Annotated in this window: 14 protein-coding genes; 3 read left to right on the forward strand and 11 right to left on the reverse strand. The window is 36.5% G+C overall.

Features of this window, described 5'->3' with window-relative positions; all coding sequences use genetic code 11:
- Positions 1-148 precede the first annotated feature (148 nt).
- A complete protein-coding gene (locus tag GVV22_RS04145; RefSeq protein ID WP_159648902.1) occupies positions 149-679 on the forward strand; it encodes a GrpB family protein in 531 nt (176 codons plus the stop codon).
- Positions 680-927: 248 nt separating this feature from the next.
- Positions 928-1,914, forward strand: a complete 987-nt coding sequence (locus tag GVV22_RS04150) for a dimethylarginine dimethylaminohydrolase family protein (RefSeq protein WP_159648903.1) — start codon at positions 928-930, stop codon at positions 1,912-1,914.
- A 108-nt stretch (positions 1,915-2,022) separates the two neighbouring features.
- Here GVV22_RS04150 and GVV22_RS04155 read toward each other — a convergent pair whose 3' ends face one another.
- The 6 genes from GVV22_RS04155 to relB form a co-directional block, all read right to left on the reverse strand.
- On the reverse strand, positions 2,023-2,751 hold the full coding sequence (locus GVV22_RS04155) for a class I SAM-dependent methyltransferase (protein ID WP_159648904.1): 729 nt from the start codon (positions 2,749-2,751) through the stop codon (positions 2,023-2,025).
- A gap of 64 nt (positions 2,752-2,815) precedes the next feature.
- The gene (locus GVV22_RS04160) at positions 2,816-4,576 is read right to left on the reverse strand and encodes an ABC transporter ATP-binding protein (RefSeq protein WP_419178507.1); all 1,761 of its coding nucleotides are present in this window, start codon (positions 4,574-4,576) and stop codon (positions 2,816-2,818) included.
- The gene (locus GVV22_RS04165) at positions 4,557-6,296 is read right to left on the reverse strand and encodes an ABC transporter ATP-binding protein (protein ID WP_159648905.1); all 1,740 of its coding nucleotides are present in this window, start codon (positions 6,294-6,296) and stop codon (positions 4,557-4,559) included. Before GVV22_RS04165 ends, GVV22_RS04160 begins: the two co-directional genes overlap by 20 nt.
- Positions 6,297-6,487: 191 nt before the next feature.
- A complete protein-coding gene (locus tag GVV22_RS04170) occupies positions 6,488-6,883 on the reverse strand; it encodes a recombinase family protein (protein ID WP_159648906.1) in 396 nt (131 codons plus the stop codon).
- An 11-nt stretch (positions 6,884-6,894) separates the two neighbouring features.
- Positions 6,895-7,491 (reverse strand): RNA polymerase sigma factor, encoded by a 597-nt coding sequence (locus tag GVV22_RS04175; RefSeq protein WP_159648907.1) that lies wholly within the window; start codon positions 7,489-7,491, stop codon positions 6,895-6,897.
- A 284-nt stretch (positions 7,492-7,775) separates the two neighbouring features.
- A complete protein-coding gene (gene relB, locus GVV22_RS04180; protein WP_159648908.1) occupies positions 7,776-7,997 on the reverse strand; it encodes a type II toxin-antitoxin system RelB family antitoxin in 222 nt (73 codons plus the stop codon).
- A 189-nt stretch (positions 7,998-8,186) separates the two neighbouring features.
- Between relB and GVV22_RS04185 the strand changes: the two genes are divergently transcribed.
- Positions 8,187-9,233, forward strand: a complete 1,047-nt coding sequence (locus tag GVV22_RS04185; protein ID WP_159648909.1) for a hypothetical protein — start codon at positions 8,187-8,189, stop codon at positions 9,231-9,233.
- A gap of 19 nt (positions 9,234-9,252) precedes the next feature.
- On the opposite strand, the gene GVV22_RS04190 is transcribed toward GVV22_RS04185, so the two are convergent.
- From GVV22_RS04190 to GVV22_RS04205, 5 genes are all read right to left on the reverse strand, one after another.
- Entirely contained in the window at positions 9,253-10,299 is a 1,047-nt protein-coding gene (locus GVV22_RS04190; protein WP_159648910.1) for a DNA-processing protein DprA, read from the reverse strand.
- Between the two features lie 18 nt (positions 10,300-10,317).
- Positions 10,318-10,710: a hypothetical protein gene (locus GVV22_RS04195; RefSeq protein ID WP_159648911.1), complete on the reverse strand. Its 393-nt coding sequence runs from the start codon at positions 10,708-10,710 to the stop codon at positions 10,318-10,320.
- Between the two features lie 375 nt (positions 10,711-11,085).
- Entirely contained in the window at positions 11,086-11,793 is a 708-nt protein-coding gene (locus tag GVV22_RS04200) for a hypothetical protein (RefSeq protein ID WP_159648912.1), read from the reverse strand.
- A gap of 63 nt (positions 11,794-11,856) precedes the next feature.
- The gene (locus tag GVV22_RS11110) at positions 11,857-11,991 is read right to left on the reverse strand and encodes a hypothetical protein (protein ID WP_268890710.1); all 135 of its coding nucleotides are present in this window, start codon (positions 11,989-11,991) and stop codon (positions 11,857-11,859) included.
- A gap of 11 nt (positions 11,992-12,002) precedes the next feature.
- Positions 12,003-12,440 (reverse strand): hypothetical protein, encoded by a 438-nt coding sequence (locus GVV22_RS04205; protein ID WP_159648913.1) that lies wholly within the window; start codon positions 12,438-12,440, stop codon positions 12,003-12,005.
- Positions 12,441-12,505 lie beyond the last annotated feature (65 nt).

Here is a 12,505-nt window from a genome sequence, read left to right on the forward strand (position 1 = left end):
ACTACACAAATTTCTAATGACATCGTTTTAGATGACAATATTATCAATTGCATGATTCTATCAAAACAAGATATAATGATGTAATCGAATTAATGATAGAAAGGAGATTATCCATTAATTCAGAGACACTACCGATAAGGAGATCTTTATGAATATAATTATTGAACCATATAATAAACAATGGCCTGTTGACTATGAACTGGAGTCTTTCAAAATCAAACAACTTGTGGAGGACAATTTGGTTCAAATTTACCACATTGGAAGTACTTCCGTACCCCAACTCGCTGCTAAACCCATCATTGATATTTTGCTTGTTGTATCCGACTTGGATGCTTTGGACTCGATGCAAACAGATTTTGAAAAGTTAGGGTATGAGGTAATGGGTGAGTTTGGTATGCCTGGACGGCGCTACTATCGCAAAGGCGGCGACAATCGTACACATCAGATTCATGCATTCCATGTCTCTAATCTTTATGATATTGAACGTCATCTGATTTTTAGAGACTACCTTCGAAAGCATAAAAATGATCGTGATGCTTATGGCGAATTAAAGAAGCATTTGGCATCACAATTTCCAAACGACATTGATTCATACGGCGATGGAAAAGACGATCTTGTCAAGGCAATTGAACACCGTGCACTTCAATGGTATTATCAGGATGTTCGTACGGGTAAATAGCCTAAATACACCGCGCTTCACTTAAACAAAAGCCGCTCCTCGCCAAGCGGTTTTTGTAGCTTTTAAAAGAAAAAATTAACTGTATAAATAGGCCTTAAGACGTGTTTAACCACTGTCTTAGATCTACATTTGGCCATAAAAATCACAATATTAAACATACCAAATTATCTCTTTAATATACCCTGTCATTTACCTTGAAGTTTTAAAAAACCTTTGATAAAATTGCTTCATAGACAAGGAGTTTTCCTATGAAAAACTTAGAAAAAGCAATCAATGTAACCAGTGAGTATGCTCCTTTAAAACAAGTCATCGTAGCGCAATCAGAGTTTATTTTCCCACAAATCCCTTCAACTGATGGTGATGATTTCCTTGAATCAGACATACTTGAACTTTATTCACAAAACGACGTCGATGGTCGTAACTATGCTGATGTATTTCCTATGCGACAAAAACAATGGGAACAAGAACGCGAAAATCTCTGCAATGTTCTTGAAAAATATGGCGTAACTGTTAAGAGACCGCGACAACTCACAGACACAGAAAAAAGCAATACAACACATGGTGTTTCTAACTTCTTTGTTCGCGATCCTTTTTTCACCGTTGGTAATCACATCATCGAGGGATCCATGCGTTTTCAACATCGTAAACATGAAATCCTCCCGATACGTGATATTTTGATTGACTTTTCATCGAAGAATACAGTTTCCTACCTTTCAATTCCATGTGCAGATTTGTCTGATGGAATACATTCAACTAAAGGGCCGTTTCTTGAAGGTGGGGATGTTTTGGTCCACAACAAAACCGTTTTTGTCGGGGAGTCTGGACTCGCTTCTAACGAAGGCGGAGCCCAGTGGCTTAAAAACTATTTGAGAAAAGACAACTACGAAGTTATCCACGTCAAGCTTCACCCTCATGTACTGCATCTTGATTGTGCCCTAAGCATTGTCAATGATCATCTAATCATTATAAGCGAAGAGGCCTTTTTGGATGGTGTTCCTGCTTACTTTGATTCTTTTGATAAGATTATTGTGCCCCTTGATGATGTCGCGAAACTTGCGGTAAATGGCTTGCCTATCTCCGAATCAGTTTACATCATGGATCCAGAATTTGAGTATATCGCAAGACAACTTCGTGACCACGGAATTACTGTCGAACTTATAGATTTTAAAATATCACGAAGCTTAGGGGGTTCTTTTAGATGTTCTACACAAGCCTTAGAGCGTTCGTATGATTAGTCCAACGCAAAAACAATAAAAAAAAACCGAAACGCGGCGAAAAATGACTTACTTTCGGTTTTTTTATATTCTTGAATCTGATTCAGACTGTGCTGATTCAAGTGTCGCTTATTTTTGAGCTGTAATTATGAACATCATTGGGCGACGCATTTCATCTTTCATTCCTTCTGTTTCAATAAGATTTAGATCAGGCTTAGGCTCCACAACATGCTTAATCGTAAAACCCTTATCTATTAATGTTTGTATGTATGTCACTACTGTTCGGTGGTACTTGATTACAGACTTCCTCAGAAATTGTGTTTCTCTAAGTCCTTCGTAATAGTAATTGTCTATTGGGAAATGAGAAATTTCGCCATCTTCATTATAAATCCAATCTTGACTGCCGTGCGATGTGAAAACCGGATGTTCAACCGTAAAGACTAACATTCCGTTTTGTTTCAACCAATTATAGATTCGATCAACAATCGTTGCATAATCAGCCAAGTAGTGAAACACAAGCGAGCTCATCACCACATCAAAAGTGTCACTGTCAAAATGACTCGATTCAATTGACTCCTGCCTGTAATTTATGCGTGGGTCCGAGTTAATCACTTCTGCCTTCCGCAGCATTTTTTCAGATTCATCGACACCAACTACATACTTCGCCCCCATGTGCACTGCATAGTGACAATGCCAACCAAATCCGCAACCCAAATCCAAGACGCTTTTATTCGTAAAGTCGGGTAAAAGTGGCTTCAATGCATGCCATTCACCAGCACCCAGAAGACCCTTTTCCGACCGTAACATGGAGCTATATGCTGTATAAAATTCTATATCATCATATATTTTTTCTTTCATAACTATTTCCTTTCCGCATCGAATTATCATACTAAATCGTCACATCAGCTGCCCTTGAACTCTTTTAACTCTCAAATTGACTATTATACAAATCAGCATAGAATCCTTTTTGTTGCATAAGGGCATCATGGTTGCCAACTTCAATAATGTTACCATCACGCATAACAAGAATCTTATCTGCATTGCGAATAGTTGAAAGTCTGTGAGCAATAACAAATGATGTTCTTCCTTTCATCAGCGTTGCCATCGCCTCTTGAATCATGGCATCAAGTCGGGTATCCACTGAACTGGTTGCCTCATCCAAAATCATTATTTTCGGGTCGCATAGCAAGGCACGAGCGATGGTCAGAAGTTGCTTCTCACCATTTGAGATATTGGAAGATTCCTCATTTAAAATCATCTCGTAGCCGTTTGGTAGTGTCGTTATAAAATGATGCACATTTGCACGTTTTGCAGCATCAACCACAGACGCATCTGTTGCGTTTGGTTTACCATATGCAATATTTTCTTTGATTGTTCCTTTGAATAACCACGTATCTTGAAGCACCATACCAAATAACGAACGAAGATCATCCCGTTTCATATTACGAATATCAATACCATCAATTGAAATAGAACCTGCATCAACATCATAGAAACGCATCAGTAAGTTAATTATTGTTGTTTTTCCCGCGCCAGTTGGTCCAACAATCGCCACCATTTCTCCTGCTTCAATGTTTACGCTAACATTCTTGATAATTGGTTTTGTTCCATAACCAAACGAAATGTCATTGAAGGATACAGCACCTGAGAACGATTCAATTTCTCGATAGTCAAGGACATCAACGATGTCATTAGCTTCATCAAGATAATCAAAGACACGTTTAGCGGCTGCCATACTCGATTGCAACGTAGGAGCGAGTTGCGTCATTTGTGCGAGTGGTTGGTTAACTTGCCAAATATAACGAACAAATGCCTGTAATGCACCAACAACCATCACACCTTGTGCCACTTTAATCGCACCCAAAAAAACAGCTACGGCTATCACAATGTAAGTAATAAGTGTAACTCCAGGATTCATAAGACCTGAAACAAAATTTGCTTTGAACCCAGCTTCACACAAATCATTATTAGCGGCATTAAATGACTCAATCGTTGCTTCTTGGTAGTTGTACAACTTAATCTCATTATATCCAGTAAGTTTTTCTTGTACAACTGAGAATACAACACCAAGCGCTTGTTGCTGTCGTTCAAACAATGGTTGTGATTTACGGATAACAAGCCGGCTAAAAAACACTGTAATAGGGATTATAGTGATGCCGATTAATGCCATTTTCGTATCTATCACAAACATCATGATGATTGCAAAGATAAGGCTGAGGATTGCTAGCAACACTTGAGCAAGACCTTGTTGCAATGCTCCCGAAAGAACTTCAATGTCAGAAGTCATGCGAGACATTAAATCACCAGCAGCATGAGCGTCAAAATATCGAACTGGAAGCTGACCCATTTTAATTTTCACAGACATTCTTAGATCATAAATTGAGGATTGAATTACCTCAGTAAGAAGCCATTGCAATAATAATCGGGCCAATGTATTAAGTAAGTATACACATAAGAGTCCCACTAACACTTTGTAAATAAAACTGAAGTTGACTTGGATGCTACTTACTGTTGATTTCGCAGCTATAATATCTTTTGATAGTTGAGTTGTAATCATTCCTTCAATCGCAGGTGCTGCAGCTGTAAGTATCCCTGCGATAATTACTGCAACAAGTGCAGCATATAATTTAATTCTATAAGGCTTCATGATTGCCCAAATTCCATTAAATACTTTCATATTCATTTAACTCCTCTTCACTTAGTTGAGATTTCGCAATCTCTCTATAGATAGTTGAGTTTCTCATCAGTTCTTGATGAGTACCTTTTCCAACCATATTTCCTTCATTTAAGACGATAATTTGGTCAGCATCCATTATCGAACTAATTCGCTGCGCTACAATTAGAACGATTGAATCATGACTTATCGCTTTCAGGTTTTTTCGAATTGTTGCATCAGTTTTGTAGTCTAGGGCCGAAAAACTATCATCAAAAACATACACATCTGGTTTACGTACCAATGCACGAGCAATAGAAAGGCGCTGTTTTTGACCGCCCGACAAGTTACTTCCGCCTTCTGTTAGGTAAGACTCATATTGTGCTGATCGCTTTTCAATAAAATCACTTGATGCTGCGAGTGTTGCACTTTCTTTGACTTCATCTAAAGTAGCCAACGGTCTTCCATAACGGATGTTTTCGCTAATGCTACCACTAAATAAAAGAGCCTTCTGACGGATGAACCCAAATTTCTTGCGTAGCTCATAGATATCATAATCACGAACGTCGTTGTCATTGACTTCAACACTTCCCGATGTGACATCAAAGAATCGGACTAAAAGGTTAATAAGCGTAGATTTACCAGAACCCGTTGATCCAATAAAAGCAACCGTTTCGCCTTGTTCTGCCGAAAAGCTGATATTGGAAAGAACATTGGAACTACCATCTGGATATGCGAAACTTACGTCATTGAATTCGATTTTATTACCATGATCCTTGATATTCAAATTTGGATTATTTTTTACAGAGATTTCCATATCGAGTACTTCTTGGATACGTTTTGCACTCACAATAGCACGTGGATACATCACAAACACTGTAGAGAACAACAGTAATGAGAACAGTGCATGGAATTGATACTCTATAAAAGCAACAAGATCACCAACTTCTAGCGTGCCCAAATCAATCATTTTGGAAGCAATCAAAACAGTCACTACGGAAGTTATGTTTAATACGAAGAAAAAGAGAGGTTCGACTCTTGTCATAAGGAGAAAAATTTTCTTTGATACTGCTGTATACTTATCGTTGATATCCTTAAATCGTTTGGTTTCATGGTCATCTTTACGGAATGCACGTATGACACGAACCCCGGTAATATTTTCCCGTGTAATTCGATTCAGTGTATCCATAAGTTGTTGTTGGATTTTACTTAGAACATTCGACTTTATAGCTGTTGTAATTATTATGAATAGAATGAACGGAACACTAATCGCAACTATTAACGCTAACGGAACACTTGTCTTGTACACCAAAATCGCTGATGCAAAAATCATTATAGGACTATTCAAACCCATTCTGAGTAGCATCTGCACAAATAATTGAATTTGATAGGCATCATTAGAGATACGTGTAATTAACGATGAGACACCAATACTATTGTACTCTGCATGGGAAAGTTGCTGTGTCTTCTCAAAAACATCGTTTCGAATATCTTCTGTCATACGAGTCGCAATTCGTGTTGCTGTATAGACTAGTAGTATATTTCCTAAGCCACCGATCAGTGCTACTCCCAAGAGTTGCAATCCTTGTAGACGAATTAAATCAATACTTCCTGATGTGATTCCTTCATCAATCATCTTCCCCATGATTGTAGGCATACCGAGTTCAGTTACAGAATATGCGATAATTGCCACAATATTGAAGAAGAATAATCCTTTGTATTTTTTAATATATTGCATAATTAATTTCATATTATTCCTCCTTCGCAAAATATTGCTATGCCATCTTAAACTATAAAGTTACTTTATAGTCAACACCCATTTTTTGAATATCGAATTCTTTTGCACATGTATCGATTCCCTCAAGCGTGCTTTCTATCCTTGGGCTCATTAATAAGACGTACAGCCCCCTCAATTAGTTTTACTGTATCGTTACTATTGCTTTACTTCGATTTACGTGTCAACTTCTTCATTACACTGGTTTTTACGGATTTTGATACAATTCTCGCATCCGGCAGTGCAAAAGACATCTGTAAATCTTCTCGTTCAACAATTCCGATATACACACTATTTTGAAGAATTTTATGAACTCTCTTTATTGTCCAAAATTTGCGTTGCCTAAAGTTTGCATTAAGGTATATTGCAATATCCTTTTGAGTGACATTGTCTTCTAAGTACAAGAAATGAATGAGTCGAACTATGACTGCTTCATGGTCATTAACAACGAGTTTTCTATTCTTCTTTATATATCCATATGGACATCCTGGGCTGGCATAATTACCTTCATTAAATTCCTTAATAATGCCATTTCGTATCAATGTCCGATTTTTTTTATACATTTTACGTCCTCCTAATACGCATCCCATTCAATAGCGTTCATTATTTTTAACTTTTCAAAAGTTTTGGCAAGATTAACACGCGCATATCGCAGTCGACTTTTAATTGTACTTTCAGACACTGCATATTTGCGTGCTATTTCTTTAGTCGTCAAATCTCTAAAATAGAATAGATATACAACCTCACGTTGCTTTTTTGAAAGCCTTTTAACAGCATTTCGAATCATTCTGTTTCGTTCTTCTGTACTTGCTAATTTTGATGGATCACGAGACTCCACAGGCATTTTACTCAAAGTCTTTGAGACCATGAGATCGTCAATGTCAGAAAAACTTAAAACTTTTCTCTTCCGATACATGTCATTCGCAATATTCAATGCAATCCGATGAATCCACTTGCAAAAAACTTCTACAACAAGCGTATCTAAGTCTTCTATTCTTTGGAACGCTCTAATATATGCCTCTTGTACGATGTCATCCACCCATGACGTATCTCCCATACTCGACGTTACAATATGACGAAGTCCTTCAATACTTCTTTCATACAAAAATTCAAAATCAATATCGCCATCGTGTATATATCTAATCGGCGTTCCAATAACTTCTTTTTTCACTTACCTAACCTCCAAAAATGACAAAGAGCCGCGAGTGCTCATACACTCGCGGCTCTAAAATATTCCTTTGACTACACGCGTTAGTCAAAGGAAAGGGTAACGTGCCATGTTATCTTTGTTATCTTTTCAGATGATTTGCATTATAAACTATAAAGTTACTTTATAGTCAAGCACCATCTTTTAAAACTCATAAAATTGACTTTACGAGCATAAATTCATAACATTGATAAAACGAATAAATTCTATTGTCTTAATTGGAAATTATCGCACTGCAGCATCTTCTACTACTCATTGGCGTCCATCAAATCTTCAAGTGATGTCGCTTCTTTTCCTTTTTCTAAATAGTCTTGATACGCACTATCACTCATTTCATTGTCATATGCATCTTCAATTCTTGCTAATACAGTTTCTTTGATATATGCACTGACGGTCATACCATTTCGACTGGCATATTTTTCGATCAATTCTTTCTCTTTAGCAGTTGTTTTAACTTCGATAATACACATTTCGCTACCTCTTTCTATGTCTATTTGCGGTTTAGTCACGCTCTATATAATCTTTCGAGGCACTATGCCTTCATATAGTTTATGAATCCGTTCAATACACAATCTATGAATTCTTCATTCCAACATGTTTTGCAGGGCTCTTTATACTCGTGTACAATATTTATAACAAAAGCATTAAGGAGTGCACAAATGAAAAAAACCTTAGACTTTCAAATCGAAGATTCCATCACTTGTTTAAACTTTATTAATCCCGAACTTGCAATTCTATTTACAACATCCGGACAGATTCTTCTCTATAATACTACAACACATACACGAATAAATGTTATGACCGATACTGATTTTCGAAAGTCTACGTGTGGAAATCTGGATAGCTCGCAGCCAGCAACAATCTATGTACACGACGAGGTATTTGTCATTGCAAATGATTTTGGTGACGTTGCACGCGTTGTAAACATCCATAAAAAGTATATCTATGATTTTCAAAGGAGTGACTATCAGCTGCAGCATTGTAAATATCCTATTGTCCTTTTCAACCGTGAACAGAAACACTATATTGGGACAACTACAGCCTGGAATTCAATGCATATTATAGATTTACAGGAAATTGAAAATCTATTCGATGCGAATATGGGAACTCATGCAATGCAACAACTACCCCTAAATGTGAACAATGATGAATATGACTATTTTTGGGGTCAATTGAGCATTTCTTCTGATAATCAGTACATTTTGAGTCGTGGTTGGGATTGGGGTTCTATCGATTCATTAAAAGTCATTGATGTCGAAATGTACCCAAATGCACCCAAAGAAGCAGAAACTCGTATTGGTACAATGCTTGAACATTTGAATAGACCGGCATGCTTTATCGACCAGAAAAATGTTGCATTCTTATACCGTGAAAAGGAGGAAGGCTGGATTGACGTTCAATCACCTACAAATCAAGACGAAATACACATTTATTCACATTCCGGACAATTTATCGAAAAAATAACCTTAGATAGAGAAGTATATTCACTCGAATCAGAAATGATTTACATTGATCAACAATTTGTCTTTTACTCATCACACCATATCCAGTACTACTCAAAATTCGGAGCACATTTATCATGTACTGTTATAAATTCAATTAAAATATATAGCAGCATTTTACATGCAATTGTTTCGTCTAAAGATCAGTCCGTAACGATATATCCAATTGAATACGTCAATCCCAATGAGATTACGTTTGAATAATAACATTACTTCTTAATAGTTACATATTTTCAAATTTTATTTGTTGAAATTGGGTCACATCTTCAAATGTTTCGGCATCTAAGCTATTTCTAGATTCTTTAACCAAATTGGTATAGTAACCTTGCATCTTTGACATAAACACCTCAACTGCATTCCATTCAAAAATTGAATCCGCTAAGTTATTCCTTATATACTCAACATTTGCACTATATCGATCTTCTGATAGAAAACCCGCACCAAAATGAGGCTCATAATCAATTACCGCCAAAGGTGTGCCACTTTCCGTCGCAAACCGCATCGCACCCCTCGTACCACTTTTGCTTTTGGCCTCCACAACAATGACACCATTACTCAAACCTACCTGCCACTCATTACGCGCCTTCAAGTTAGAAATTAAGTCATACTCCTTCAAAGGAATGCCGGGTGGATACTCAGATACAAGGAGTCCTCCTTTGACGAGTATTCCCTCGGCAAGATCGCGATTTGCTTTTGGATAGATTTCTCCATCCAAAGGTGTCGGTAATACGGCGATGGTCTTTCCAGATACATTGAGAGCACCTTGATGTGCAGCTGAATCACATCCGATTGCTAGACCACTTACAATGACATAGCCCTTCGAAGCAAGTCTTTCCGCGAGGCGAACGCCATACTTAAAACTGTATGAATCTGGGTGACGCGTTCCTACAACCGCTACATTTTTTTCTGAACTTAGTAACGATACATCACCTTTACAAAATAATAATGCTGGTTTACTCCGCTTTACCATTAACCTCGCTGGGTATTCCTTCATGTAGCAATGAATGATTTGAATTCCATTAGAAATTGCAGTATTAACGACTTGATGAGATACCTTCAAGAATTGATCCCAATCATTTTCGTTCATGTCTGATTTATCGAGGTAATTCAACATATCCAGTGTTTCTAAAAACTCCACATCTACCGCTTCGACTTCAGCTATTTTAACTTTGTTTCTCTGTAAAATACGGATAACCGCTTTGTTTCCAATACCTTTAATTTGCTTTAAGGTAAGAATAAGAATGGCAATTGCATGTTCATGATCTGTCATAGATTTGCCTCCCGTCAACTACTCATAATAATTCGCACTAAGATCAAAGTCATCATTGAATAATACGTGATAAACAGAATCATTACCGCCCCGGTTCTTAATCGTTAAGACATCGTGACTCCACGATAAAACAGTTTTTTCTGAGACAAATGATTTAAAAATTAGTCGTTTGTTCGCAACTTCAAAATCATTATCAGCACTCTGATTATCCCAAAAAAGATTGAGAGTAAAAGAGTCTTGGGTTACGATATTCCACTCGATTTCGATGTTAAAGAAGCCTTCGCCTCTAAGGATTTTATTATAGTACTTTACAAAGCAGCGTTTACTTCCAGTCTTCGGTAAATATCCCGAGTCAACTAAAGCGATTACCTTAATTAGGTTCTCAGTGCTGATATTTCTAGAATAATGCATAATCCCACCCCCAGGTCATTTGATGCTTAAGTAATCATAACTACGTTTCGTTGCGATCAAATCATGGTATCCCTTTTCGAACAAACGCTAAATTTTTTAGAAATTTTAGTACTAAGATGACAATTATAACATATGATTTTATTCTAGAAAAAATGATAAAACGTTGGTTTTAGCTACACCGATCGTTTTAACGTTATACTAGTGCCAATAATTTACTACAGATATAATGAAAAGCGAGTTCGTTAACCAAACTCGCTCTAATTTTTATATTGGATCGAATCAGGAATGTTGGACAACCCTGATTGAGAATGTGTAGTTATTATGACTTCTCTTTCTGCATTTTTGTACACGATTTAGCATATCAATTTTGGCACGTTATCTTAGTTTTGTTTCTTCAAAAGGTTTTGTTGCCTCATTTGTTTCTATGACGCTATACACAGTCCCATTTTTTATATACTTCATCCCATGGTCAAATGATAACGCTGCATAGACACCTTTATGCTCTACTAAATAAAATACATATTTTTCGGGTTCTTTTGTTTCAATGAAACTTCTGCTTGTAGGATTAGTTCCAAAATTATGTGTAATTATTTTATTGGGGTCTTGCTCTCTTGGGTCAATTACATCTTCTTTTTTTATTCCTTTTTTCTCTAAGAACGCATCACTTTTAGTTGAAGAAACCATTTCATATATTCCCATTTCATCAAGTTTTTGAATGTATTCACCCAAAGTCATTTGACCTCCAGGTACAATAACTGCAATTTCGTCGGTATTAATGGCTCCCTTATAGATTTCGTCAAGCTCAACTGAATATGTTGTTTCTATAAAACCTTCTTTATTAATATCAACTTTTTCCACGTTTTTTATTGTACCACTGACTATAAATGGAGAGGTTTCAGTCAATACATCTGGGTCTGATACATCGATCGCATAATCAACGATTATTGGAAAGATATCAGAACAATTAATATCAACATCAGAAACAAATAAAGTTTTTGTTACTTCTTTGATTACTTTATCCTCTATACTTGTACAACCTGTAACCAGAACCAATGCAAAAATCATAATTACTAATTTTTTCATATTTTACCACCTTACTTTTACTGATTGATGATCGAGACATGATGGACCAATTACATTTCTTCCTTATGCTTGCTGTGCCATAACAGTTCCTCGCGGCCACTCGTTATTTGGATGCGCCAACCCTAAAACATGTCCTAATTCAAGAGCTGCAACAGTTCGTTTTGATCCAACTCCATACCATAGATTTTTTCCATCCATTATTCTTTTATTTAACTTGAAAACAGCATAATCATAGGATGTAACGTCGCATCATAAACATTCATTCTATTTTCTGAACCACTTTTTTTAGGATAAACACTACCATTAATATAATGATATGAATGATCTAGAAACTCGGCATAAAATTCTACATCTGCTTCTTGATAATCACTCACTTCATGATAATATAAAGTATTTTCTGATCCTGTACAGAGTAGAGATCCTTGGTCTTGATAATTTCCATCAACACGAGGTTTATACCAACCTAAACTGGCAGAATTCATGGCTGACTCATAGTCTGTCCCTTTTGTGGAACTTCCGTACCACATAGCTATATTATTCCTTTCAGTCGTTCTATATGTAAACTGGTTCCCATATCCATTGAAATGTGCTGCTTTTACAGCACTTTCTGGAGTAATTACTAAGAATAAAAATATAACTACAAACAAAATATACACGTTTTCTTCATTTTTTACTCTTTTATAATTATATTAATCTTATTCTATCATACCTT

The organism is Erysipelothrix aquatica (assembly GCF_009828825.1).
GTDB lineage: Bacteria > Bacillota_I > Bacilli_A > Erysipelotrichales > Erysipelotrichaceae > Erysipelothrix > Erysipelothrix aquatica_A.